This window comes from Micromonospora sp. RP3T, from assembly GCF_003027925.1.
In the GTDB taxonomy this organism is placed as follows: domain Bacteria; phylum Actinomycetota; class Actinomycetes; order Mycobacteriales; family Micromonosporaceae; genus Micromonospora.
The window spans coordinates 84,225-108,339 of record NZ_PYPS01000026.1 but is presented as its reverse complement, the minus strand read 5'-3'; the positions used below and the strand labels follow the sequence as shown (position 1 = coordinate 108,339).

At 74.0% G+C, this 24,115-nt stretch carries 22 protein-coding genes; 11 read left to right on the top strand and 11 right to left on the bottom strand.

Annotated elements, in window-relative coordinates:
- The first annotated feature begins 262 nt into the window (after nucleotides 1-262).
- The gene (locus C8054_RS21040; RefSeq protein WP_107159263.1) at nucleotides 263-1,096 is read left to right on the top strand and encodes a hypothetical protein; all 834 of its coding nucleotides are present in this window, start codon (nucleotides 263-265) and stop codon (nucleotides 1,094-1,096) included.
- A 22-nt stretch (nucleotides 1,097-1,118) separates the two neighbouring features.
- On the opposite strand, the gene ligD is transcribed toward C8054_RS21040, so the two are convergent.
- Nucleotides 1,119-2,150, bottom strand: a complete 1,032-nt coding sequence (gene ligD / locus C8054_RS21035; protein ID WP_107159261.1) for a non-homologous end-joining DNA ligase — start codon at nucleotides 2,148-2,150, stop codon at nucleotides 1,119-1,121.
- A gap of 47 nt (nucleotides 2,151-2,197) precedes the next feature.
- Between ligD and msrB the strand changes: the two genes are divergently transcribed.
- Complete coding sequence (msrB, locus tag C8054_RS21030) at nucleotides 2,198-2,608, top strand: peptide-methionine (R)-S-oxide reductase MsrB (protein WP_107159259.1); 411 nt, start codon at nucleotides 2,198-2,200, stop codon at nucleotides 2,606-2,608.
- Nucleotides 2,609-2,618: 10 nt separating this feature from the next.
- Here the strand turns inward: msrB and C8054_RS21025 are convergent, their stop codons facing one another.
- Nucleotides 2,619-2,894, bottom strand: a complete 276-nt coding sequence (locus C8054_RS21025) for an isoamylase early set domain-containing protein (protein ID WP_107159257.1) — start codon at nucleotides 2,892-2,894, stop codon at nucleotides 2,619-2,621.
- Nucleotides 2,895-3,046: 152 nt separating this feature from the next.
- On the opposite strand from C8054_RS21025, the gene C8054_RS21020 reads away from it, so the two are divergent.
- The 4 genes from C8054_RS21020 to C8054_RS21005 all read left to right on the top strand — a co-directional run bounded on the left by C8054_RS21020 (nucleotide 3,047) and on the right by C8054_RS21005 (nucleotide 5,868).
- Complete coding sequence (locus C8054_RS21020) at nucleotides 3,047-3,307, top strand: Prokaryotic metallothionein (RefSeq protein WP_107159255.1); 261 nt, start codon at nucleotides 3,047-3,049, stop codon at nucleotides 3,305-3,307.
- Between the two features lie 140 nt (nucleotides 3,308-3,447).
- Nucleotides 3,448-4,137 carry a hypothetical protein gene (locus C8054_RS21015; RefSeq protein WP_107159253.1) on the top strand — a complete coding sequence of 230 codons (690 nt, stop codon included), beginning with the start codon at nucleotides 3,448-3,450 and terminating at the stop codon, nucleotides 4,135-4,137.
- A gap of 62 nt (nucleotides 4,138-4,199) precedes the next feature.
- Nucleotides 4,200-4,640 carry a GNAT family N-acetyltransferase gene (locus C8054_RS21010; RefSeq protein WP_107159251.1) on the top strand — a complete coding sequence of 147 codons (441 nt, stop codon included), beginning with the start codon at nucleotides 4,200-4,202 and terminating at the stop codon, nucleotides 4,638-4,640.
- 112 nt (nucleotides 4,641-4,752) lie between these two features.
- Nucleotides 4,753-5,868 carry a lytic polysaccharide monooxygenase gene (locus C8054_RS21005; RefSeq protein ID WP_107159249.1) on the top strand — a complete coding sequence of 372 codons (1,116 nt, stop codon included), beginning with the start codon at nucleotides 4,753-4,755 and terminating at the stop codon, nucleotides 5,866-5,868.
- Nucleotides 5,869-5,964: 96 nt separating this feature from the next.
- Here C8054_RS21005 and hemQ read toward each other — a convergent pair whose 3' ends face one another.
- From hemQ to hemE, 3 genes are read right to left on the bottom strand one after another with little or no spacing between them, the layout of a single operon-like run.
- The gene (gene hemQ, locus C8054_RS21000; RefSeq protein WP_107159247.1) at nucleotides 5,965-6,666 is read right to left on the bottom strand and encodes a hydrogen peroxide-dependent heme synthase; all 702 of its coding nucleotides are present in this window, start codon (nucleotides 6,664-6,666) and stop codon (nucleotides 5,965-5,967) included.
- A complete protein-coding gene (gene hemG / locus C8054_RS20995; RefSeq protein WP_107159245.1) occupies nucleotides 6,663-8,072 on the bottom strand; it encodes a protoporphyrinogen oxidase in 1,410 nt (469 codons plus the stop codon). Before hemG ends, hemQ begins: the two co-directional genes overlap by 4 nt.
- 2 nt (nucleotides 8,073-8,074) lie before the next feature.
- Nucleotides 8,075-9,172 carry a uroporphyrinogen decarboxylase gene (gene hemE, locus C8054_RS20990; RefSeq protein WP_107159242.1) on the bottom strand — a complete coding sequence of 366 codons (1,098 nt, stop codon included), beginning with the start codon at nucleotides 9,170-9,172 and terminating at the stop codon, nucleotides 8,075-8,077.
- Nucleotides 9,173-9,354: 182 nt separating this feature from the next.
- On the opposite strand from hemE, the gene C8054_RS20985 reads away from it, so the two are divergent.
- Nucleotides 9,355-9,927, top strand: a complete 573-nt coding sequence (locus C8054_RS20985; protein WP_107159240.1) for a DUF3000 domain-containing protein — start codon at nucleotides 9,355-9,357, stop codon at nucleotides 9,925-9,927.
- Between the two features lie 99 nt (nucleotides 9,928-10,026).
- Here the strand turns inward: C8054_RS20985 and C8054_RS20980 are convergent, their stop codons facing one another.
- Nucleotides 10,027-10,926: a hypothetical protein gene (locus C8054_RS20980; RefSeq protein ID WP_107159238.1), complete on the bottom strand. Its 900-nt coding sequence runs from the start codon at nucleotides 10,924-10,926 to the stop codon at nucleotides 10,027-10,029.
- Nucleotides 10,927-11,027: 101 nt separating this feature from the next.
- A complete protein-coding gene (locus C8054_RS20975; RefSeq protein WP_233219795.1) occupies nucleotides 11,028-12,143 on the bottom strand; it encodes a S1C family serine protease in 1,116 nt (371 codons plus the stop codon).
- A gap of 799 nt (nucleotides 12,144-12,942) precedes the next feature.
- Between C8054_RS20975 and C8054_RS20970 the strand changes: the two genes are divergently transcribed.
- From C8054_RS20970 to C8054_RS20955, 4 genes are all read left to right on the top strand, one after another.
- Nucleotides 12,943-14,265 carry a ribonuclease D gene (locus C8054_RS20970; protein WP_107159234.1) on the top strand — a complete coding sequence of 441 codons (1,323 nt, stop codon included), beginning with the start codon at nucleotides 12,943-12,945 and terminating at the stop codon, nucleotides 14,263-14,265.
- Nucleotides 14,266-14,371: 106 nt separating this feature from the next.
- Entirely contained in the window at nucleotides 14,372-15,568 is a 1,197-nt protein-coding gene (locus tag C8054_RS20965; protein ID WP_107159231.1) for a thiolase family protein, read from the top strand.
- Nucleotides 15,565-17,631 carry a 3-hydroxyacyl-CoA dehydrogenase NAD-binding domain-containing protein gene (locus C8054_RS20960; RefSeq protein ID WP_107159229.1) on the top strand — a complete coding sequence of 689 codons (2,067 nt, stop codon included), beginning with the start codon at nucleotides 15,565-15,567 and terminating at the stop codon, nucleotides 17,629-17,631. Before C8054_RS20965 ends, C8054_RS20960 begins: the two co-directional genes overlap by 4 nt.
- Before the next feature lie 184 nt (nucleotides 17,632-17,815).
- The gene (locus C8054_RS20955; RefSeq protein ID WP_107159227.1) at nucleotides 17,816-18,586 is read left to right on the top strand and encodes a hypothetical protein; all 771 of its coding nucleotides are present in this window, start codon (nucleotides 17,816-17,818) and stop codon (nucleotides 18,584-18,586) included.
- Between the two features lie 216 nt (nucleotides 18,587-18,802).
- Here the strand turns inward: C8054_RS20955 and C8054_RS20950 are convergent, their stop codons facing one another.
- The 4 genes from C8054_RS20950 to C8054_RS20935 all read right to left on the bottom strand — a co-directional run bounded on the left by C8054_RS20950 (nucleotide 18,803) and on the right by C8054_RS20935 (nucleotide 23,993).
- Nucleotides 18,803-19,189 (bottom strand): VOC family protein, encoded by a 387-nt coding sequence (locus C8054_RS20950; RefSeq protein WP_107159224.1) that lies wholly within the window; start codon nucleotides 19,187-19,189, stop codon nucleotides 18,803-18,805.
- A gap of 240 nt (nucleotides 19,190-19,429) precedes the next feature.
- Nucleotides 19,430-21,970: a malectin domain-containing carbohydrate-binding protein gene (locus tag C8054_RS20945; RefSeq protein WP_107159222.1), complete on the bottom strand. Its 2,541-nt coding sequence runs from the start codon at nucleotides 21,968-21,970 to the stop codon at nucleotides 19,430-19,432.
- A 203-nt stretch (nucleotides 21,971-22,173) separates the two neighbouring features.
- Nucleotides 22,174-23,331 (bottom strand): cell wall metabolism sensor histidine kinase WalK, encoded by a 1,158-nt coding sequence (locus C8054_RS20940; RefSeq protein WP_107159219.1) that lies wholly within the window; start codon nucleotides 23,329-23,331, stop codon nucleotides 22,174-22,176.
- Nucleotides 23,328-23,993, bottom strand: a complete 666-nt coding sequence (locus C8054_RS20935; RefSeq protein ID WP_107159217.1) for a response regulator transcription factor — start codon at nucleotides 23,991-23,993, stop codon at nucleotides 23,328-23,330. Before C8054_RS20935 ends, C8054_RS20940 begins: the two co-directional genes overlap by 4 nt.
- Nucleotides 23,994-24,115 lie beyond the last annotated feature (122 nt).

Sequence of the window (24,115 nt, the reverse complement as noted above, 5' to 3'; positions counted from 1 at the left end):
TGGTCGTGCCGCGTGGCGGCGGCCGCGGCCGACGGGCCGGCCTCGCGCAGCCACCGGCGCATGGTGGCCAGTTCGTCGGTCTCGGTGGCCCGGATCGCGGCGATCAACGTCCGCACCCGCGGGTCGGATCTTGGAGTTGTGGTGCCATGAAACGCGTTTCATGTGGCTTTTGTGAGGTGCCACAACTCCTAGATCGACGAGGCGGGGGCGGGGTTGTCCACAGGGGCGGACGGGGGGACGGGAGGCGCGGGAGGGTGGCGGGGTGTGGCGGTACGACGAGTTGCGGGCCGGCGGGGTGAGCCGCGGGGCGGTGCGGCACCGCGTGGAGGCAGGACGTCTGGGCCGGCTGTCGCGGGGTGTCTACGGACGTGCGGACGACGAGACGGGGCGGCTGCGGGCGCTCTTCCGCCGGTTGCCGCCCGACGCCGTGGCGGGTTTCCACACCGGTGCCCGACTGCACCGCTTCGGTGCCGTGTCCGGCGACAAGGTGCACGTGGTCGTTCCGGCCGGTGGCCAGGTGCCGAGCATCCGGGGCGTGGCCGTTCATCAGAGCGTCCTGCCGGTCAGGGACGTGGTGGAGGTCGCCGGGGTGCCGTGCGCGCCGGCCGCCCGCTGCGCCGTCGACCTGGCCCGGGTGCTCCGTCGGCCGGACGCGCTACCGGTGCTGGACCTGTGCCTACGGGTGGGCGCGTGCCGCCGGGCGGACCTCTTGGCGGAGGTGACCCGGCACGCCGGGCTGCGCGGGGTACGCCAGGCCGGCCGGCTGGCCGAGCTGGCCGACCCGCGTGCGGAGTGCCGGCAGGAGAGCCAGCTACGCCTGCTGCTGATCGACGCCGGGTTACCCGCGCCGGAGCCGCAGCTCTGGGTGCCGGACGAGGAGGGCGTGCCGGTGTACCGGCTCGACCTGGGTTACCGCCGGCAGCGCGTCGGCGTGGAGTACGACGGCCGCTCCCATCTCGACCCCGACCGCCTGCACCACGACCGCTCCCGGCTGAACTGGTTGGCCGAGCACGGCTGGCGGATCCGGATCTACACCGCCACAGATCTCTACCGCCGCCCGAACCACATCCGGAGGTGCGTCCGGGCGCTCCTCTGAACGCTGGACGGGGACGGGGTGGTCAGGACGGTTTCGGGCGGTCGCGGTCCTTGGAGGGCTGGACCCGCTTCGGCTCGCCGGGCATCTTCGGGTATTCCGGCGGGTACGGCAGGTCACCGAGACCGTCGGCGGCGTCCCGCTCGGCCCACTCCAGCAGCGGCGTGATGTCCCACGGGGCGTCGTCGATGCCGGCGTGCGGGTCGCCCCGCTCGGCGAACCGGGCCGGCACCGTGCCCAGGTGGAAGTCGTCCGGGTCGACCTCGGGCAGCTCGTCCCAGTCGACCGGGGTGGAGACGGTGGCCCGCCCGTTGGCCCGCAGTGAGTACGCGCACGCGATGGTGCGGTCCCGCGCCATCTGGTTGAAGTCGACGAAGACCCGGCGGCCCCGCTCCTCCTTCCACCAGGCGGTGGTGACCAGCTCGGGCCGGCGCCGTTCCAGCTCCCGGGCCAGCGCGATGGTGGCCCGGCGCACCTCGACGAACGTCCAGCGTGGCTGGATGCGCAGGTAGACGTGCACGCCCCGGCCGCCGGAGGTCTTCGGCCAGCCCGGCACGCCCAGCTCGTCCAGCAGCCCGCGCAGCTCACCGGCGGCGGTCGCCGCGTCGGCGAAGTCGGTGCCGGGCTGCGGGTCGAGGTCGATGCGCAGCTCGTCGGGACGGTCGGTGTCGGCGGCGCGCACCGGCCAGGGATGGAACACCACGGTGCCCATCTGCGCCGCCCAGGCCACATGGGCCAGGTCGGCCGGGCACAGCTCCTGGGCCGTCCGGCCGCTGGGGAAGCTGATCTCCGCGGTGCGGACCCACGGGGGCACGCCACGGGCGGGCACCCGCTTCTGGAAGAACATCTCCCCCTCGATGCCCTCGGGGAAGCGTTGCAGGGTGGTGGGCCGGTCCCGCAGGGCCCGGGTGATGCCCTCGCCCACCGCGAGGTAGTAGTGGAAGACGTCCGCCTTGGTGAAGCCGCGCTGCGGGAAGATCACCCGACCCGGACTGCTCAGCCGCACGGCCCGGCCGGCGACCTCGATCTCCTCGACCGCGCTTCTGCTGCCCGCCATCAGGCGACCATATGCGATGCCACCGACAGCCGACGTACCGTGGAGCGGTGAGTCTTTCCGACAATGAACTGCCCCGCACCGAGGACGAGTGGCGGGTCCGGTTGAGCCCGGCGGAGTTCCGGGTGCTCCGCGAGGCCGGCACCGAGGCGCCCTGGACCGGTGAGTACGTCGACACCAAGACCCCCGGCGTCTACCACTGCCGGGCCTGCGGGGCCGAGTTGTTCCGCAGCGACGACAAGTTCGATTCGCACTGCGGCTGGCCCAGCTTCGACGACGCCATTCCCGGCGCGGTCAAGGAGATCCCGGACAACACGCTCGGCATGCGGCGGGTGGAGATCCGCTGCGCGCGCTGCGACAGCCACCTGGGGCACGTCTTCGAGGGCGAGGGCTTCACCCCGAAGGACACCCGGCACTGCGTCAACTCGATCTCGGTACGGCTGGAGCCGAGCGGCGGCTGACCGCGCGGCCCTACAGGCGCAGCAGGCTGCCGGCCTCGTCGACCCGGTCGGCGTTCTCGTCGTCCAGCCACACGCCACCGGTGGCGAGATAGCGGAAGCGGTACTCACCCGGGCCGAGCCGTACGGTCACGGTCCGGGTGCCGTCCCGGCGCGGCACCAGCTCGTGCCGGCCGGGCTCCCATCCGTTGAAGCAGCCGACCACGCTCACCGTGCCGGCCGGCGCGTCGCGGGGCAGGGAGAACGTCACCCGGGTCTGGTTGCCGAAGAGCTTGTTGCGTTTGATCACGCTTCCTCCTGATTCTCGCCGTCCACCTCGGTCAACGCGCGACACGCCGGCAGCGACACGCCGTCGGGGCCGGCCCGGGTTCGCCGTTCCGGCCGCTCCAGGGCGTCCGTTGCCCGACCCTGGGATCACAAGTCCGTTTTCGGGGGTTTCGTATGGCTGCCTGTGAGGTCTGCGGCAACGACTACTGGATGGCGTTCGAGGTGCGCACGGTCGACGGGGCCCGGCACACGTTCGACTGCTTCGAGTGCGCGGTGCACAAGATGGCACCGATCTGCGAACACTGTCAGATCAAGATCGTCGGACACGGCGTCGAGGTCTCCGGCCGCTTCTTCTGCTGCGCCCACTGCGCCCGCGCGGTCGAGGGCGACCAGGGCGCCGAGATCCGCGACGCGGTCGGCGCCCGCCCCGCCTGACCGGACGACCCGGTCCGGGAGCCGGGCGTCCGCCACGCCGGCGGGCCGGCTCGCGCCGGGGAAACAGCCACCCGCGAGCGGCCCACACCGCCGGCTGTCCGGTGCGGCGGCCCGCGCCCATCGACGGCTAGCATCCTCCGGTGAACCGACTGATGATCGCCGCGACGGCGGTCCTCGCCACGCTGGGAGGCTGCGCCCCGACCGCCGACCCGACCCCCGCTCCGAGCGGGCCGACCGGCGCCGCGCCGGCTCTCGCCGCACCGGCACCCACCGACGGCGGCGTCGCCCTCGCGCTGCGGGACCGGCATGCCGCCACCGGCAGCCTCGCCGGCCTGGCCGAGAAGCCCGAGCACGCCAGCGAGCGGCTCGACTCGGACGGGATCGCCTGCGGCCGTCCGCTGCCCCTGCTCGACCGGAGGCTGGTGGCCTCCACCCGGGTCTTCGGCACCCCGAAGGGCGCTCCGGCGGAGGAGTTCGTCGAGCTGACCCAGGAGACCGTGGTCTACCCGGACGCGACGGTGGCCGCCGACGCCGTACGCCGGATCTTCGAGGTGCTGGCGGCGTGCGACCGCGACGAGGAGGACGGGCAGGTGACCGCCGGGCACTCAGTCGTCGACCTGCCCGCCGGGGTGCGCGTGTCGGGCCGCGCGGTCGCCGCCACCATGACGCTGCCCGACGGCACCCGTTTCCCGCACCGCTACGGCTGTCTGCACCGGGGGCGGGTCACCCAGTGCGTGGGGGTGTGGACCCGCTCGACCGCCGCCACCGCGACCTGGTTCGACCGGGCCGCCGTCGCCACCGGCGCCGGCCTGGGGGCGGCGGCGGACTGACCGGCCGCCCGGCCTGTCGGACCGGCGTGGCTCACCCGCGGACCGCGGCCTAACCTGGCGGGATGTCCGTCGAGTTCCACCAGGCCGGCTTCGCCGAGCTGGACAACCGCACGTTCCACGACCTGCTCCGGCTGCGCATCGACGTGTTCGTGGTGGAGCAGTCCTGCGCGTACCCGGAGCTGGACGGTCGGGACGTCGAGCCCGGCACGCGCCATCTCTGGCTGGCCCGCGACGGCGCCGTCGTGGCGTACCTGCGGATCCTGGCCGACCCCGACGGCGTGGCACGGATCGGCCGGGTGGTGGTGGCGCCGGCCGCCCGCGGCGCGGGCCTGGCCGGCGCGCTGCTGACCGAGGCGCTGGCCGTGGTGGGTGACCGGCCGTGCGTGCTGGAGGCGCAGACGCACCTGGTGGGTCTCTACGCCGGCCACGGCTTCACGGTGAGCGGGCCCGGCTACGTCGAGGACGGCATCCCGCACACGCCGATGCGCCGGAATCCCAACTAATTGACGCGTGTCGTTTTCTGTGGCAGCGTGCGGATCGAGCCGCCACGCGGGAGAGGGCAACTCCCGACAGTCCGGGCGTCGTGCACCGACACCCCACCCCCGGAGGCTTCCCATGTCCACTCCGTACCGTCGCCGCATACCGCTCGGCGCGGCGATCCTCGGCGTCTGCGCGGTCGTCGCCGCGCTGCTCACCACCGCGTTCTCCGGCCCGGCCTCGGCGCACGGGTCGGTGGTCGACCCGGCCTCACGGAACTACGGCTGCTGGCAGCGCTGGGGCAGCGACTTCCAGAACCCGGCGATGGCCACCCAGGACCCGATGTGCTGGCAGGCCTGGCAGGCCGACCCGGCCGCCATGTGGAACTGGAACGGCCTGTTCCGCGAGGGCGTCGCCGGCAACCACCAGGGCGCCATCCCGGACGGCCAGCTGTGCAGCGGCGGGCGCACCTCCAACGGCCGCTACAACGCGCTCGACACGGTCGGCGCCTGGAAGACCACGCCGATCTCCAACAACTTCCGGATCAAGCTGTACGACCAGGCCAGCCACGGCGCCGACTACATCCGGGTGTACGTGACCAAGCAGGGCTTCAACGCGTTGACCTCGCCGCTGCGCTGGAGCGACCTGGAGCAGGTCGGCCAGATCGGCAACACCCCCGCCAGCCAGTGGACGCCCGAGACCTCGGGCGTGTCGATCCAGGTGCCGGCGAACGCGCCGGGCCGGACCGGCCGGCACATCGTCTACACCATCTGGCAGGCCAGCCACCTGGACCAGTCCTACTACCTGTGCAGCGACGTCGACTTCGGCGGCAGCGGCCCGTCGCCGACCGCCTCCCCCACCACCTCGCCGACCGCGTCGCCGACGACCAGCCCGACCACGTCGCCGACGGCCACCCCGACCGGTGGACCGACGACGCCGAACCCGGCCGGGGGCTGCACCGCGACCTACCAGGTCACCGGTCAGTGGGGCGGCGGCTTCCAGGCCGAGGTCAAGGTGACAAACGGCGGCGGTGCGATCCGCGGCTGGTCGGTGAGCTGGAACTACCAGAACGGCCAGCAGGTGACCTCGGCGTGGAACGCCACGGTCACCACGAGCGGAACGCTCGTCACCGCACGCAACGTGGCCTACAACGGCGCGCTCGCCCCGGGGGCCAGCACCTCGTTCGGCTTCACCGGCTCGTCGAGCGGGACCAACCCGGTGCCCGGGATCCTCTCCTGCACGACGACCGCCTGACCGCCAGCCCGCCGGCAAGGAGGGGCCCCCTTTTAACACTCCGGTGTGAGAGGGGGCCCCTTCTCTACCGCAGGCGTTAACCGGGGGCCCCTCCTTTCACACCAGGCAGGTGACGATGTCGGCGATGGGGCGGCGGCGGCCGGTGTAGAACGGGATCTCCTCGCGGACGTGGCGCCGGGCCCGGGACGCCCGCAGGTCGCGCATCAGGTCGACGATGCGGTGCAGCTCGTCGGCCTCGAACGCCAGCATCCACTCGTAGTCACCGAGCGCGAACGAGGCGACCGTGTTGGCCCGCACGTCCGGGTAGCCGCGGGCCATCTTCCCGTGCTCGGCCAGCAGCTCCCGCCGCTCCCCCTCGGGCAGCAGGTACCACTCGTACGAGCGGACGAACGGGTAGACGCAGAGGTAGGCGCGCGGCTGCTCGTCGGCCAGGAACGCCGGGATGTGGCTGCGGTTGAACTCGGCCGGCCGGTGCAGCGCCATCTGCGACCAGACCGGGGTGAGCGCCCGGCCCAGCGTGGTGCGGCGGAACCGCAGGTACGCGTCCTGGAGCGCGTCGCTCGACGACGAGTGCCACCAGATCATCAGGTCGGCGTCGGCGCGCAACCCGGCCACGTCGTACGTGCCCCGGACCGTGACGTCCTTGCCGGCCAGCTCCGTGAAGAGCGACTCGACCTCGTCGACGACGTTCTCCCGCAGCGACGGCAGCGGGCTCGACGCCCGGTACACCGACCACATGGTGTAGCGGATGGTCTCGTTCAGCTCCCGCAGCCGGGCCGCGTTGGTCTGCTCGGTCATGTCGCCGATCCTCCCAGTGCTGTGATGATCTCTTCGGCCGCCGTCTCGCCGGAGCGGACGCAGACCGGAATGCCGACCCCGTCGTAGCCGGCCCCGGCCAGCGTCAGCGTCGGGTGCGCGGCGCGCAACGCCACCCGCGCCCCGGCCACCCGGTCGGTGTGCCCGGGCGGGTACTGCGGCAGCGCGCCGCCCCACCGCTGCACGTGCCGGGCCACCGGGTCGGGCAGCGTCGTGCCCAGCGCCGTCGACAGCTCCCGGCGTACGGTGGCGGCCAGGTCGTCGTCGGTGAGCTGGAGCGAGGTCTCGTCGCCGTAGCGGCCGACCGAGGCGCGCACCAGCGCCAACCCGTCGGGCCGGCGCAGGTGCCCCCACTTGGTGGTGAAGAACGTGGCCGCCTTGATCAGCAGGCCCTCGCCGGCCGGCACCAGGAACCCGGACAGCTCCGGCAGCTCCGGCGCGGGCAGCGCGAGCGTGACCAGCGCGACGCTGGCGTAGTCGAGCGCGCCGACGGTCGCCGCCACCTCGGGCGCCTCGCCGGCCAGCAGCCGGGCCGCCGGCCGGGCCGGCACCGCCAGCAGCACCGCGTCGGCGTCCACCAGCTCGGGATCCCGGGTCGGGCCGACGGTGAGTCGCCAGCCGGTCGGGGTGCGCCGCAGCTCCCGCACCGCCGCGTCCCGGCGGATCGTCGCCCCGCTGGCCCGCGCCGCCGCCTCGACCAGCGTGCTCAGCCCGCCGGCCAGGGTGCCGAAGACCGGGGCGCCGGGCGCGCGCGGCGCGGCGGCCTGCGCGGCGCGTACCGCACCGACGAGCGTGTGCTCCCGACGGGCCGCGCGGGCCAACGCCGGCATGGTGGTGACCAGGGAGAGGTCGTCGGCGCGGCCGGCGTACACGCCGCCGAGCATCGGGTCGACGAGCCGGTCCACCACGGCGTCGCCGAGCCGCTCCCGGACCAGCCGGCCGACCGCCAGGTCCTCGCCGGGGGCCAGCAGCGGGCGGCCCGCGTCGCGGTCGGCGTCCGCCGCCGGCCGGGCCACCGCCGCCACCGTCGCCAGATCCCCGGGTACGCCGACGAGCGTGCCGCCCGGCACCGGGCGCAACCCCCCGTCGACGAGCAGGGCGGCCTGCCCGACGGTCGGGTGCACGAGCTGCGCGGCCAGGTCGAGGCGGCGCGCGAGGGTCACCGCTGCCGACTCCCCGCCGGCCGGGTCGCGCATCAGGAACGACTCGGCCCCGAACTCGACCGGCCCACCGGCCAGCTCACCGGTGCGCAGCTTGCCGCCGAGGCGGCCGGACTGCTCGTACACGGTGATCCCGGTGCCGGCGGGGGCGCGGTCGCGCAACCGGACGGCGGCGGCCAGCCCGGTGATCCCGCCACCGACGATCGCCACCCGCCACGGCCGCGACACGGCTACCCCTGGTGGGCCGGTCGCGCGGACAGCTCGTGCACCAGCGCGACCACCCGGGTCAGCACGTCGGGGTCGGTCTCCGGCAGGACGCCGTGACCGAGGTTGAACACGTGGCCGGGCGCGGCGCGGCCCTGCTCGACGATGCGCCGCACCTCGGCCTCGACCACTGGCCAGGGGGCGAGCAGCACGGTCGGGTCGAGGTTGCCCTGCACCGCCTTGTCCGGCCCGATCCGGCCGGTGGCGACGTCCAGCGGCGTACGCCAGTCGACGCCGACCACGTCGGCGCCGGCCTCGCCCATCGCGGCGAGCAGCTCGCCGGTGCCCACCCCGAAGTGGATGCGCGGCACACCGGCGCCTTCCAGACCGCCCAGCACGTACGCCGAGTGGGGCAGCACGAAACGGCGGTAGTCGGCCTCGGAGAGCGCGCCGGCCCACGAGTCGAAGAGCTGCACCGCGGAGACGCCCGCCTCGATCTGCACCCGCAGGAACGACAGCGTCACGTCGGCCAGCCGACCGCAGAGCGTGTGCCACAGGTCGGGGTCGCCGTACATCAGCGCCTTGGTCTTCGCGTGGGTCCGCGACGGCCCGCCCTCGACCAGGTAGCTGGCCAGCGTGAACGGCGCGCCGGCGAAGCCGATCAGCGGGGTGTCGCCCAGCTCGGCGACGAGCAGCCGGACCGCCTCGTCCACGTAGGACACCTCGTCGCGGCCGATCGGGGTGATCCGCTCCACGTCGGCGGCGGTGCGCACCGGTTCGGCCACCACCGGCCCGGTTCCGGGCACGATGTCCAGGTCGATCCCGGCCGCCGCCACCGGCACCACGATGTCGCTGAACAGGATCGCCGCGTCCACCCCGTGCCGGCGGACCGGCTGGAGGGTGATCTCGGTGACCAGCTCGGGGCGGCGGCACGACTCCAGCATCGGCACGCTGGCCCGGATCTCGCGGTACTCCGGCAGGGACCGGCCGGCCTGGCGCATGAACCAGACCGGGGTGTGCGGAACCGGCTCACGCCGGCAGGCGCGCACGAACGGCGATTCGGCCGGCCCGCCGCGGCGGGGTTCTCCGTCTCGGGCGGCAGTGCCCGTGGTGTCGGTGGTCATCGCCGCAATCGTGCCACGCCCCGCACGAACCCCCGCGCCCGCCGCCCGCATATGTGACGCAGAAGGAGGGGCCCCCGCTTAACGCATCCGGTAGAGGAGGGGGCCCCGCTTAACACCCGGGTCCGCGACGCGCCCGGCGCGCCGTCACCCACCGCGCGGCGGAGGCGGCATAGGCTGCCGGCATGGCCCCCCCGATCGCGCTCCCGGAAACGTTCGCCCGCGCGGTCGCGGGACTGCGGTCGGCCACACCCCGGCCGGAGATCCTGCTGGAGGAGGTCGGCGCTCCGCAGCGGCTGGCCCCGTACGCGTTCGCCCTCTCCGCGGCGGTCATGCGCGACGACGACGAGATCGCCAGTGGCCGGCTGATCCTGCTGCACGACCCGGCCGGGCACGAGGCCTGGCAGGGCACGCTGCGCCTGGTCACGTACGTCACCGCCGAGCTGGAGGTCGACCTGGCCAGCGATCCGCTCCTGCCCGGGGTGGGCTGGACCTGGCTGACCGACGCGCTGGACGCGCAGGGCGCCGGGCACCGGGCGATCGGCGGCACGGTCACCCAGACCCTCTCCACCCGGTTCGGTGAGCTGGCCGGGCCGCCGGCCGCCGGCGACATCGAGATCCGCGCCTCCTGGACGCCGCTCCGCGCCGACCTGGGCCCACACCTGCTCGGCTGGTGCACGTTGCTGGCCTCGACGGCCGGTCTGCCGCCACCGGGCGTCACCGCGTTGCCCATCCGCCGCCCCGCCGGCGCCGCCTGACCCGGGTTCTCTCGACCCAGCCCCGTCGATCATGAAGTTGGCGGCCGTTCCGCGGATCCGGACGGCCGCCAACTTCATGATCGATCAGGAGGGTGGGGCTCAGAGGTAGTTCTCGGCCTCGTCGCAGATCTTGTCGAGACCCTTGTTGGCCGCCTCGAAGCCCGCCTTGTCGCCACGCGACGCCGCGGTGATGGCGGTGGTCAACTTGTCCAGGCAGCTCGCGATGACCTTCTTCTGCCGGGCCTGCTCGTCCCGGTCGTTCTTGGTGCCGGTCAGGTCCTGCTCGGTGTCGGCCAGGCGCTCCTGAACCGCCTTGACCTCCCCCTTGAGCTTCTCGATCTCCCGCTGGTTCGCCGAGATGGTGCCGTCACGCTGACTGACCTGCCGCTCGGCGCTGGTCAGCTTGCCGTTGGTGGTGACGTAGAGACCGGTCATCACGCCGCCGAGGACGAGGAGCAGCCCGGCGACGAGGGCGAGGATCAGCGTGGTCCGACCCCGGCCACCGCCGGCCGGCGTACCCGTCGGCGTGCCGTAACCGGCCGGGCCGTACGGGGGCGCGGCGCCGGGCGGCCCGGACATCGTCTGGGGACCGAAACCGGGTCCGGCGGCAGGCGGCCCGGACATCGGCTGCGGGCCGAATCCGGGCCCGGAGACGGGCGGCGCCGACATCGGCTGCGGGGGGTAGCCGGCGCCGGAGACCGGCGGCGCGGACATCGGCTGCGCCGGGACGGGGGCGGCGCCCGGCGCGTAGGCACCGGGACCGGGCCCGCCCGGGGCGGGACCGCCCGCGCCGTACCCGCCGGAACCGTACGCGCCCGCGCCGGGTGCGCCGGAACCGTACGCGCCGGGGCCGGACACGGGCGGCTGGGGCCGGGTGGGGTCGGGGTGCGCCGGGCCGTACGGCGGGGGCGAGGGCTGGCTCCCGTACGGGTTGCCGTAGACCGTGCCGCCCGGCGGCTGGGGCGGGTGGCCCTCCGCTCCGGTGGGTGGCTGGGACATGTCGTTCCTCCAGTTGTGCTGGTCCCCGCGGGGTGGCCCGGTGGGCCGGGGTCGAGGGGGCGTGGTGGGGGCCACACCCGCACGGCGCGCTGAGCCGCGGCTCAGCAGAGTTTGAAGCGGTCGCAGGCGGTCTTGATCGGCACCGCCAGCCCGATGCCCTCGGCGTCACGGGCCTTGGCCGTGGCGATGCCGACGACCTCCTTCGACCCGTTGATCACCGGACCGCCGGAGTTGCCGGGATTGATCGGCGCGTCGAACTGGATCACCGGGCCGGAGCCTCCCTCGTCCTTGCGGAACGCGCTCACCACCCCGGTGGTGACGCTGTCCTGCAGGCCGAGCGGGGCACCGACCACCACGATCTGCTGGCCGGACTTCACCGGCGTCCGGGCCGCGACCAGGCCGCCGAACGTCGCGGTGGTGCGCAACCGCGCCAGGTCCTTTTCCTTGTCGGTGTCGATGATGGTCGCCTCGAACCGCTGGTCGGTGCGCTCCAGGAACACCTTGCGCTCGCCGGCGGCGAAGACCGACTCCACCACGTGGAAGTTGGTGAGCAGCGTGGTGCCACCGCCGGCCGGCGCCTTGCCGACCGCGAAGGCCGTGCCGGTGAACTGGCCGGCCCGGACCCGGAACACGCTGGGCAGCACCGCGCTCGCCACCGCTTCGGGATTGAACGCGGCGCCGGCCTGCTTCTCCAGGCTTCCGGCGCGCTGCTCCAGCCCGTCGAGCCGGCGGGCGTCCGCGCCCTGGGCCTCGGCCGTCCGCCGGTCGGCGGCGGCGAGTCGGTCGTCAAGCCGGTGGATCTGGTACGCCTGCACGCCGGTGACCACGGCCAGCACACCGGCCAGCACGAGCGCCACCACCGGCAGCCGGCCCCGGCGGCGGGACGGGTCGGGGCCACCGGCCATCGGCGACCCGCCGAATCCGGTCCGGCCGGATACGGCGGCCGGATGCACCGGCCCCGGTGTGGGCTGACCGGGCCAGGCCGGCCCGGAGCCCGACTGACCGGGCCAGGCCGGCCCGGACGTCGACTGACCCGGATACGCCGGGCTCGACGTCGGCTGACCCGGGAACGCCGGGCTCGACGTCGGCTGACCCGGGAACGCCGGGCTCGACGTCGACTGACCCGGGAACGCCGGACCGGACGGCGACTGACCCGGGCTCGACACCGGCTGACCCGGATACGCCGGACCGGATACCGGCTGACCGGTCGACGGCACGGCCGGGGCCGGTCGGGACTGGTAGGCCGACCCCGCCGCCGGCGGGCCCGACCAGGCCGAACCGGCATTCGGCTGGGCCGGCACGGGCGATGCCGCGGGTGCCCCGCCGAACGGCGGGTGACCGGCGTGGCCCGCCCCGCCGCCCCAGGCCGAATCCGGCGTGGCAACGCCCCGGCCCGGGTCGGGCGCAGCGGCGTCCCAGGTCGAGCCGGGCGCGGCGGCGTCCCAGGTCGAGCCGGGCGCGGCGGCGTCCCAGGTCGAGCCGGGCGCGGCGGCGTCCCAGGTCGAGCCGGGCGCGGCGGCGTCCCGGGCCGCTCCAGGCGCGGCCGCAGTGCCCCAGGCCGGACCGGACGCGGCGGCGCCCCGAGCTGCTCCAGGCGCGGCGGTGCCCCGGGCCGGTTCCGGTGCGGCGACGCCGCGGGAGAAGTCGGGGCCGGTGGGCGCGCCGGGGAACGGGGCCGCCCGGCCGGGCGGAGCGATGCGTGGCGGCAGTGGTCCCGGCCGGCCGGCCGTTCCGTCGCCGCCCTGCCCCGGCACGCCGTCGCCGGTCTCGTACCCGCCTGCCATGATCGCCTGTCCTCCCCCGCCGGCTCCGCCGGCACGCCGACCGTTACCGGCCGCCCCCGCGCCGCCCACGGCTCGATGGACCGTACCGGCGGGAACGGGGTTTGTCTTCCCCGATGTCCGACCCTCTCACCCCCGCGCAACCCGGCGCGTTCCGGACACCTGGCGGACATCTCGTCGACACGCAACGGACCGGCTGCGCGCACCGGATCGTCCGGCCTACTAGGGTTGTCAGGTGACCGACGAACCACCCCTGCGCCGTCGGGCCGCCGAAAGCCGTACGGGAGAGGTGTCTCCGCATCCGTCGACGGCCGTGCCGGAGCCGGCGGGCGCGGGGACCGAGACCGACGCGAGCGCAGCCGTTCCGCTGACCGCTCCGCGCGACGGCACCCCCACGCCGGTGGCCACCCCCAGTGAGCTGGACGCGGTCGTGGCCCGCTTCGCGGCCGGCACCGGCCCGGTGGCCCTGGACGCCGAACGTGCCTCCGGCTACCGCTACAGCCAGCGGGCCTACCTGGTGCAGCTGCGCCGGGCCGGTGCCGGCACCACGTTGATCGACCCGCTGCCGCTGCCCGACCTGTCCGCGCTCGACGCGGCGATCGCGGAGGCGGAGTGGGTGCTGCACGCCGCCAGCCAGGATCTCGCCTGCCTGGCCGAGGTGGGGCTGCGCCCGCGCCGACTGTTCGACACCGAACTGGCCGCCCGGCTGGCTGGTTTCGACCGGGTCGGCCTGGCCGCGCTGACCGAACAGCTGCTCGGCTTCAGCCTGGAGAAGCACCACTCCGCCGCCGACTGGTCCAGCCGGCCGCTGCCGGAGTCCTGGCTGACGTACGCGGCCCTGGACGTGGAGCTGCTTGTCGACCTGCGCGACGCGCTCGACGCCGAGCTCGACAGGCAGGGCAAGTCCGGCTGGGCGGCGGAGGAGTTCGCCGCGCTGGTACGCAACGGCGCCCGCCCGCCCCGGGTCCGCGCCGAGCCGTGGCGACGCACGTCCGGCATCCACCGGGTCCGTGGCGCCCGCGCCCAGGCCCGGGTGCGTTCCCTCTGGTACGCGCGGGACCAGATCGCCGCCCGTCGGGACGCCGCGCCGGGGCGGGTGCTGCCCGACTCGGCCATCGTGGCGGCGGCCGAGCTGGACCCGAAGGACGAGAAGACGTTGCTGACCCTGCCCGGGTTCGGTGGCCGCTCGGTGCGCCGGCTGGCGCGTACCTGGTTGGCGGCGTTGGACGACGCACGCCAACTGCCGGACGACGCGTTGCCGGTGAGTCCGACGGTGGAGGGCCCGCCGCCGCCGCACCGGTGGGCGGAGCGCGACCCGGTCGCGGCGGGCCGGCTGGCCCGTTGCCGGGAGGTGGTGGTCGGCACCGCGTCGGCGCACCGGCTGCCGGCGGAGAACCTGATCGCGCCGGACTCGGTCCGCCGGTTGGCCTGGCAGCCGCCGGAGGAGATCACCGACGACACGGTGGCGGAGACCCTGCGCACGCTGGGTGCTCGCGAGTGGCAGCTCGGCCTGCTCCTGCCGGCGCTCACCGAGGCGTTGCGCACCCCGGCGTCCTGAGCCGGCCCGACGCGGGTTGTGAGGTGGGCCACACGGGGGGTGGTGACGCCGCTGGTTACTGGCGAGTAGCATCCGGAGAAATGGCCAGTGCCGAGGGAGGCTCCAAGTGCCCCGTGAAGTCCGAGATGTCGTCTTCGTCGACGGCGTCCGAACGCCGTTCGGCAAGGCGGGTGGGATGTACGCCAACACCCGCGCCGACGACCTGGTGATCCGCTGCATCCGCGAGCTGATGCGCCGCAACCCGCAGCTGCCGCCGGAGAAGGTGGAGGAGGTGGCGATCGCCGCCACCACCCAGATCGGCGACCAGGGCCTGACCATCGGCCGCACCGCCGCCCTGCTGTCCGGCCTGCCCAAGACCGTGCCCGGCTTCGCCATCGACCGGATGTGCGCGGGCGCGATGACCGCCGTCACCACCGTGGCGAGCGGCATCGCCGTGGGCGCGTACGACGTGGCCATCGCCGGCGGCGTGGAGCACATGGGCCGCCACCCGATGGGCGAGGGCGTCGACCCCAACCCGCGGATCGTCGCGGAGAAGCTGGTCGACCCGTCCGCCCTGGTGATGGGCGCCACCGCGGAGAACCTGCACGACCGGGTCCCGCACGTCACCAAGGAGCGCACCGACGCGTTCGCGCTCGCCTCGCAGCAGAAGACCGCCAAGGCGTACGCCAACGGCAAGCTCCAGGGCGACCTGGTGCCGGTGGCCATCCGCGACGCCGACGGCGGCTGGGGCCTGGCGACCGTGGACGAGGCGCCGCGGGACACCTCGCTGGAGAAGCTGGCCGGCCTGAAGACCCCGTTCCGCCCGCACGGCAAGGTCACCGCGGGCAACGCGGCCGGCCTGAACGACGGCGCCACCGCCGCCCTGCTGGTCGCCGAGGAGACCGCCCGCGAGCTGGGTCTGCCGGTCGGCATGCGGCTGGTGTCGTACGGCTTCGTCGGCGTCGAGCCCGAGGTGATGGGCGTCGGCCCGATCCCCTCCACCGAGAAGGCGCTGCGCATCGCCGGGCTGAGCATCGACGACATCGGCCTGTTCGAGCTGAACGAGGCGTTCGCGGTGCAGGTGCTCGCGTTCCTCGACCACTTCGGCATCGCCGACGACGACCCCCGGGTCAACGCCTGGGGCGGCGCGATCGCCATCGGGCACCCGCTCGCGTCCTCCGGCGTGCGGCTGATGACCCAGCTCGCCCGGCAGTTCGCCGAGCACCCCGAGGTCCGCTACGGCCTCACCGCCATGTGCATCGGCATCGGCATGGGCGGCACGGTCATCTGGGAGAACCCGAACTGGGAGGGTGGGGACAAGTGAGCGCGCTCGCGGCACCGAACGAGGTCGTCACCAGGGCGCTGCTGCGTCAGGTGGCCGTACCGGGGCTGGACCGCCCGGCCGCCCTGATCACCCTGGACAACGGCTTCGACCACACCAAGCCGAACAGCTTCGGTCCGGGCGGCCTGACCAGCCTGGACGAGGCGATCACCGCCGCCCTGGCGGCGAACCCGGCGTTCGTCGCGGTCACCGGCAAGCCGTACATCTTCTGCGTGGGCGCGGACATCACCAGCCTGCCCCAGCTGGAGAACCGCGAGCAGGCGCTGGAGGTCGGCCGGCTCGGCCACCGGGTCTTCGCCCGGCTCAAGGACAGCGACGTCCCGACGTTCGCGTTCGTCAACGGCGCGGCCATGGGCGGCGGCCTGGAGCTGGCGCTGCACTGCCACTACCGGACGCTGTCGGCCGGCGCGGCGGCGCTGGCGCTGCCCGAGGTCTCGCTCGGCCTGGTGCCCGGCTGGGGTGGCACCCAGCTCCTGCCGAACCTGATCGGCATTCCCGCCGCCACCCAGGTGATCCTCCAGAACCCGCTGATGCAGAACCGGATGCTCAAGCCGAAGCAGGCGGCCGAGATGGGCATCGCGGACGTGCTGCTGGAGCCGGCCGACTTCCTGGAGCGGTCGCTCGAATGGGCCGCCGGCGTGGTCCGGGGCGAGGTCACCGTGACCCGCCCCGAGGTCGACAAGGACATGTGGGCGGGCGTGCTCTACTTCGCCCGGCAGACCCTCGACCAGCGGCTGCACGGCGCGGTTCCGGCCGCGTACAAGGCGTTGGACCTGCTGGAGACCGCGAAGGACGCGGACTTCGCGGCCGGCACCGCGGCGGAGGACGAGGCGCTCGCCGACCTGGTCTTCTCCGAGGAGCTGCGCAGCGGCCTGTACGCGTTCGACCTGGTGCAGCGGCGGGCCAAGCGCCCGGCCGGCGCGCCGGACAAGGGCCTGGCCCGGCCGGTGACCAAGGTGGGCATCGTCGGCGCCGGCCTGATGGCCAGCCAGCTCGCGCTGCTGTTCGCCCGCCGGCTCCAGGTGCCCGTGGTGCTGACCGACCTTGATCAGGCCCGGGTGGACCAGGGCGTCGCCTACGTGCACACCCAGATCGAGAAGGCGGTGAGCAAGGGCCGGATGGACAAGGGCACCGCCGCCAAGCTGTACGGCCTGGTGTCCGGCTCGGTCGACAAGTCGGTGTTCGCCGACGCCGACTTCGTCATCGAGGCCGTCTTCGAGGACCTGGGCGTCAAGAAGCAGGTCTGGGCCGAGCTGGAGAAGATCGTCGCGCCCGAGGCGGTGCTCGCCACCAACACCAGCTCCCTGTCGATCACCGAGATGGCGGCCGACCTGGAGCACCCGGAGCGGGTCGTCGGCTTCCACTTCTTCAACCCGGTGGCGGTGCTGCCGCTGCTGGAGATCGTCCGCGGCGAGCGCACCGACGACGCCACGCTGGCTACCGCGTTCGCGGTCGGCAAGCAGCTCAAGAAGTCGTCGGTGCTCGTCAAGGACGCCCCGGCGTTCGTGGTGAACCGGCTGCTGACCCGCTTCCTCGGCACCGTCTTCGCCGCCGTCGACGCCGGCACCCCGCTGGACGTCGCGGACAGCGCGCTGGACCCGCTGGGCCTGCCGATGCGCCCGCTCGCGCTGCTCCAGCTCGTCGGGCCGGCGGTCGCGTACCACGTGGGCGGCACCCTGCACGAGGCGTTCCCGGAGCGGTTCACGGTCAGCGAGAACCTCAAGCGGATCGCCGACTCCGGCCAGCCGATCGTGGTCGACGACCAGGTCAACGAGGACGTCGCCAAGCTGCTCGTGGTCGGCGACCAGCCGCTCACCGCCGAGCAGGTGCGGCAGAACGCGCTCGACGCGCTGGCGCAGGAGATCGGGCTGATGCTCGACGAGGGTGTCGTCGCCGAGGCGCAGGACATCGACCTGTGCATGATCCTCGGCGCCGGCTGGCCGTTCCACCTGGGCGGCGTCACGCCGTACCTGGACCGGACCGGCACCTCCGAGCGGGTGACCGGCCGACGGTTCCTGCCGCGCGGTGTGGCCAGCCTGCGCTGACCGTTCCACGCATCGATCGCGGTGCTCGTGCCGTCCGTTCCGGACGGTGCGGGCACCGCGATCGGCGTTCCGGGGCCGGTCACGGCACGGTTCCGGTTTGATCACACCGCCCCTGACCGGACGGCGGGGTGTCGGCGGCTCTGGCTACCATCACGCGTCCAGAATCTTCACAGGAGCTGCCTTCATGTCCCAGCCGCCGTCCAATCCCTACCCCGGCCACAACCCCTCCCCCTCCGCACAGCCGGGTGGCTACCAGCCGCCGCAGCAGTACGGCGGTGAGTACCCGCCGGCGCCGCAGCAGCAGTACGGCGGTGACTACCCGCAGCAGCCGCAGTACGGCGGCGACCAGTTCGGCGCTCCGGTCCCGCCGAAGAAGAAGTTCGGGGTCGGCAAGATCCTGCTGATCGTCCTGGCCGTGGTGCTGGTGCTCTGCGTCGGCGGCGGCATTGCTTTCTGGGCCGCCGCCGGTGACGACGTGAAGGACGTCGTCACCGCCACCAAGACCCGGGTCGTCGAGCCGACGACGCTGGGCGGCCGGCCGAAGGCGACCGAGCCGCAGCTCCAGTCGACCGCGCTCCAGATGAAGTCCGAGCTCGGCAAGGACGTGCCGAACGCGACCAGCACGGCTGGCGCGTTCTACGGCGACCCGGCCAAGAAGGACCTGGTCATGATCGTCGCCGTCTCCGGCGTCATCGCCGACCCGAAGAAGGAGATGGCGGACGCCATCGCCGCGGTCACCCCGGACCTGGGCACCAAGGAGTTCAAGACGGTCGACGCCGGCCCGCTCGGCGGCGACGCCAAGTGCGGCGACGGCAAGGCCCAGGACATCCCGGTCGGTGTCTGCATCTGGTCCGACAAGGGCAGCCTCGGCATGGTGGTCGTCTACTTCAAGTCCTCGTCCGAGCTCCAGTCGGAGTTCGTCAACCTGCGCGGTGAGATCGAGAAGCAGGACTGACCACGCTCGGAGCGCCGGGCCCCCGCCGTCGGCGGGGGCCCGGCGCCGTTTCCGGGTCAGGCCGACGCGACCCGGCGCCGTTTCCGGGTCAGGCCGACGCGACCCGGCGCCGTTTCCGGATCAGGCCGACGCGACCCGGCGCCGTTTCCGGATCAGGCCGACGCGACCCGGCGCCGTTTCCGGATCAGGCCGACGCGACCCGGCGCCGTTTCCGGGTCAGGCCGCCGCGGCGCGTTCCGCCGTGGCGCGGCACACGCAGAACTCGTTGCCCTCCGGGTCGGCGAGCACCACCCAGCCGCTGCCGTCCGGTCGGCGCCGGTCGGCGACAAGCGTCGCGCCGAGTTCGCGCAGCCGCACGACCTCGGTGTCCCGGGTGCCCTCGGCCGGCTGGAGGTCGAGGTGGAACGCACCCTTGCCGTGGCGCTCACCCACCTCGACGAAGAGCAGGTCGGGGCCGTGCCCGTCGGGCGAGACAAGGACCGCCTCCGGGTCACCCGGGTGGTCGTCGGCGTGCCGCTCGCGGTCGAGGACGCGGCCCCACCATCCGGCCAGGGCGTACGGGTCGTCGGATTCCACTGTCACGCAGTGGATGTGTGCACTCACGGTGTTTCCTCCGATGGGGGATGCGCCCCGGCGGAGTGCGAGGTCAGCGGGGAACGCGGGGCGCGGGATTGTTGAGAACGGACATCACCACACCCCCTTCCACCTCTCGGCTGACTCACCCGATCGTGCCAGCCCGACCGGCCGGCCCGCAAGGCGGGGGCCCCGCTTAACAGGTGCCTGTTAAGCGGGGCCCCCGCCTCTACCGAAAGCGTTAAGCGGGGCCCCCGCCTTACACACCCATCACGGGCCGAGGAACACCGCCTTGGCCCGCCAGTCGGTGCCGTCGACGGCCGGGCCGCTGCGCACGGTGAACGTCGCGGTCGGCGCGCCGTTGAGCCAGTCCGTCGCCAACAGGTCACCGGTGCTCCGGTTGACCTTGTAGAGCGTGCCGCCGGCCAGGAACACCGCGCCCGCGTCGGCGAACCCGCCCGCGCCGGCCACCGTGAACCGGTCCGCGCCGACCGTGCCGCTGTCCGGGGTGAACCAGCGCCAGAACAGGCCGCTCTGCCCGGCGAGCGTGTAGTAGAGCCGGCCGCCGGAGTGGAACATGCCGGTCACGTTGGGGATCTCGGCGTAGAAGCCGGTGGTTACTCCGACGTACGTCTGACCGGCCGGCCCGGAGTCGGTCTCCACCGTGTCCCAGTAGGCGTCGTGGTACGGGTCGACGAGCGACGGCGTGCCGAACGTGGTGCCGTCGAACGTGCGCCGCCACAGCGCGCCGTTCATGCCGTAGAACAGCGTGCCGCCGACCCAGAACGCGCCCCGCGCGGTGGACCAGGCGGTGCCGTCCGGGTTCGCCACCGGGCTCGGCGCGCCGACAGTGGTCGTCCCGTCGTACGAGCGGGACTGCACCTCGTCGCCGGTGCCGGCCGGCGGGGCGCCGGTCTTGACGATCTCGATGCCGTCGATCAGCGGATTCTCCACCACGTGACGGAACTCCAGGTCGACGCTGCCGTCGCTGACCACCGTGAACTCGCGCATGGTGCCCACGTTGTGCCCGGCGCTGGCGGACAGGTCGAGGTCGTCGAGCACGGTGGCGCCCTCCAGCGCCACGTCGAAGACGCGGGCGCCGACGGCGGCGGTGCCGTCGTACCGGTTGGCCAGGTAGAGCCGGACCCGCACCTCGGTGCCGGTGGGCACCGGGAACTGCCAGGTCATCTCCGGCGCGCCGGCCGGGTCGTACCGTTCGTCGCTGTAGAGCGCGGCCGGGGTGCCGGCCGGCACTGTCGTGTCCAGCGCGCCCACCGCGGCGAAGCCGGCGGCGGAGCTCCCGCTGTTGTGGTACGGGCTGGGGTTGCCGCCGTCGTCGGCCGCCCAGTCCGGCCCGCCGTCGGTGGCGGCGACCAGCGGCCCGCCCGCGTTGACCCGGTACAGCACGTTTGTGGGCTTCGGCACGCCGGCCTGGTAGACCGTGCCGGGCAGGGTGGGCTCGGTGGTCGGGTGCGGGGCCGTGCCGCCGGCCAGCGGGAAGAACGCGATCCGCTCCCGGCGGTACTGGAAGTTGCCGATCCACGAGGTGTCGCCGCCGACCCACAACCCGGCCGGGGTGACAAGCATCTCGGAGGCGCCGATGCCGCGCGGGTGGCGGCCCGGGTTCCAGGACAGCGGCAGGCCGGTACGCGGGTCGAGCGCGGCGATGCTGGCCCGGCCGACCGCGCCGGCCCGGGCGTTGTCGCCGCCGGCGCTGTTGTTCAGCCAGCGGAAGTGGCCACCCACGTAGACGGCCTGCTCGCTGACCGCGACCGAGAGGAACGTGTCGCCGCCGGTGTAGTCGATCCAGGTGGGCTGCGCGTCGGTGGCGGTGGTGCCGCCCTCGAAGCGGGCCGCGGCGTCGCAGAGCGTGCCGCCGTACGGCGAGCCGGTGGTGACCACCACGAAGTAGCTGCTGTCCGGCGCGTACGCGATGTCCCGCATGTACGAGTCGAACGCCTGCCACTTGCAGCGGGGCGTGTAGCGGCTGGTGTTCCAGTCGGCGACGGTGGCGGCGGTGGCGCCCAGGTCGAGCTGGACGATCTGGTCGTGCAGCACCCCGTCGGCCTTCTTGAAGTTGCCGATCACCACGAGCCTGGTGCCGTCCGGGGCGAGCGCCATCTTCTCCACCCCGACGCCGGCGTTGGAGCCGCTGACCCCGTCGTAGTTGTGGTGCTCGGTGAGCGCGGTGGTCAGGTAGCTGTCCACCGCGCCGGTGGTGGCGTTGAGGGAGGCCAGCCCGCCGCGCGGGTTGGGGTTGCCGGCGGTGGTGAAGATGCCGCCGACCAGCAGCCGGGTGCCGGCCAGCGCGATGTCGTTGACCAGCCCGTTGAACGCCGGCGGCGTGAAGCTGGTGACCAGCGCGCCGGTGGCGACGTCGAGCAGCGCCACCTTGCGCCGGGTCACCCCGTTGACGGTGTTGAACTTGCCGGCGACGAAGACCGTGCCGGCGGTCGGGCCGGCGACGACCGCGTACACCTCGTTGTCGACCGACGGCGCGAACGCGGTGTCGACCGTGCCGGTGGCCTTGTCGAAGGCGAGCAGGTAGTTGCGGGTGATGTCGGTGTCGGAGTTGCGGTTCTGCACGGTGCTGAACGAGCCGGCCACGATGATCTTCGAGCCGGCGTCGTGGATCGCGTCGACGGTGCCGTCCATGATGTCCGGCGAGGTGGTGGCCGGGACGTCCTTGACCACCGTGGTGTGGTTGGGCGCGGCACCGGCCGCGGCGGCCGGGGCCAGGCCGGCCGCGGTCAACGCGACGACGGCGAGGGCCGCGAGGGCGCGGCGGCGCGGCGGCGAGGGGTGGGTCACGGGCAGCTCCGTAGGTCGGGCGGTGAGGCGTGTCGCTCCGCTCACCCTGAGCCACTGGCGCGGCGGCGTCCAGCGCGCGGCAAGCTTTCTGACCGACCACCGCGCCGCCACGCCCGACCACCGCCCCGGGCGGACGGGACAGCGCGCCCGGCCGCACGAACAGGTGAGGGCGGATGTCCGGCCGGGCGGTCGCGGATCGGCGGTCAGGTGGCCGCCGGCGGGTCGGCCGACGGGAGCGTGACGGTCACCTCCAGGCCGCCGCCGGGCTGCGGGACCGCCTTCACCGTGCCGCCGTGCGCGTCGCAGACCGCCCGGACGATGGACAGGCCGAGACCGGAGCCGCGCGCCCCGGTGCGTTCCTGCCCGCCGCGCCGGAACGGCTCGAACAGGCCGGGCACCTCGGCCGGGGCGACCTCGAAGCCGGTGTTGCCCACCACCAGCCAGGACCGCTGCCCGTCGGTGCCGGTGCGCACCCACATCCGGCCGTGCAGGTGGTTGTAGCGGACCGCGTTCTCCACCAGGTTGCCGGCCAGCCGGTCGAGCAGCCCCGGGTCGCCGACCACCGGCGCGGGGCGCAGCGAGGTGTGCACCCGCAGGCCGATCCGCTCCACCTCGCGGGCCACCGCGGAGAGCGCGTTGGCGGTGCCGACGGCCAGGTCGCACTCGGCGCGGCGGGCCAACCGCCGGCCGGTCTGCGCCTCGCTGCGGGCCAGCACCAGCAGCGCGTCCACCAGGCCGTTGGCCCGCTCGGACGCCTCCCGCACCACGCCGGCCATCCGCCGGTACTCGGCCAGGTCCGCGTCGTCGTCGCTGAGCGTCACATCGATCTCGGTACGCATCACCGCCAGCGGGGTCCGCAGCTCGTGTGAGGCGTTCGCGACGAACCGCTTCTGCGCCTCGAACGCGGCGGTGATCCGGTCCAGCATCGCGTCGAACGTCTCGGCCAGCTCGGCCACCTCGTCGTCCGCGCCGGACCACCCGATCCGCTCGTCGAGCGTGGTCTCGCCGAGCCGGCGGGCGGTGGCGGTGACCTGGTGCAGCGGGCGCAGCGCCCGGCCGGCCACCAGGTACGCCCCGGCCACCCCGACGACGCTGATCGCCAGCAGCGCCAGCAGGCCCTTGAACAGCAGCTCCCGGGACGCGGCGTCGACCAGTTGCCGCTGCCACTGCCCGGCGTCGAGGGTGCGGCCGTCGGTGAGCACCACCGTGGTGCCGGGCAGCAGCTCGTCGGTGGGGCGCAGCGCGTCCCGGACCAGCAGCCAGGCCAGCAGCACCAGGATCGCGCCGGCGCCGACCAGGAGCACGCCGTTGAGCAGCGTCAGCCGCAGCCGCAGCGTCGGCCGTACCCGCGCGGAGGTCATCTGGCGCGCTCGATCCGGTAGCCCGCGCCGACCACGGTGTCAATCAGCGGGGGATCGCCGAGTTTCTTGCGCAGCGTCATCACGGTGACCCGGACGATGGTGGTGAACGGGTCGGTGTTGGCGTCCCAGACCCGTTCCAGCAGCTCCTCGCTGGACACCACCGCGCCGCGGGCGCGGAGCAGCTCGGCGAGCACGCCGAACTCCTTGTTGGTCAGGTCGAGCGGCACGCCGGCCCGGGTCACCACCCGCCGGGCCGGGTCGAGTTCCAGGTCGGCCACCGCCAGCACCGGCGGCGCGGCCGGGGTGGCCCGCCGGCCCAACGCCTGCACCCGGGCCACCAGCTCGTCGAAGGCGAACGGCTTGGCCAGGTAGTCGTCGGCGCCGAGCTGCAAGCCCTCGACCCGGTCGGCGACGGTCCCGCTCGCGGTCAACATGAGCACCCGGGTCAGCGTGCCGGAGGCGGCCAGGTCGGCGCAGATCCGGTCGCCGTGCACGCCGGGCAGGTCCCGGTCCAGGACCACCACGTCGTAGCGGGTGACGAACGCCGCCTCGTGCCCGGCGTCGCCGTCGTAGGCGACATCCACCGCCATGCCGCGCTTGCGCAGCCCGCGCGCGATCGCGTCGGCGAGGTTGCGCTCGTCCTCGACCACCAGTACCCGCATTCCGGCCTCCCGCCTCGTGACCTCCCACAACCTAGTGCGCGGCGCCAACCGGACGGCACTGCCCGCCGTTGCAGAAAACCTTCGGGTACGCGATGCTCGCCGGCAACGATCGCCCACCGTCC